Raw genomic sequence first — 298 nt, forward strand, 5'->3', positions numbered from 1 at the left:
GGCGAGCTTGGCAAGGTCGGCTTCCAGCGCGCGCTGGAGGATGTCGCGGCCTTCAGCGAGCTTTTCGACCTGGCCCGCAACCAGCCCGTCAATGCTGGAACGGCTTTCGGCCAGCTTCGCGAGATCGTCTTCCAGCGCCTTGGACAGCGTCGCGCGGTTCTGCGACAGCTGGTCGGCATGGGTCTGCATGAGGCCGCTGGCATTGGCCATATCGGCTTCGAGCGCACGCGAGAGCTCGGCGCGGTGGTCGGTGATCTTCTGCGAATGATCGACGACCGCGCCCTGGATGGTGTTGAGG

1 protein-coding gene is annotated in these 298 nt (G+C 65.4%); it reads right to left on the bottom strand.

Features of this window, described 5'->3' with window-relative positions; all coding sequences use genetic code 11:
* Positions 1 to 298: hypothetical protein (locus EN852_RS39065; RefSeq protein ID WP_135879922.1), on the bottom strand; the 298-nt coding region annotated here is incomplete at both ends.

Origin of the sequence: Mesorhizobium sp. M2E.F.Ca.ET.209.01.1.1, assembly GCF_004010375.2 — a bacterium.
In the GTDB taxonomy this organism is placed as follows: domain Bacteria; phylum Pseudomonadota; class Alphaproteobacteria; order Rhizobiales; family Rhizobiaceae; genus Mesorhizobium.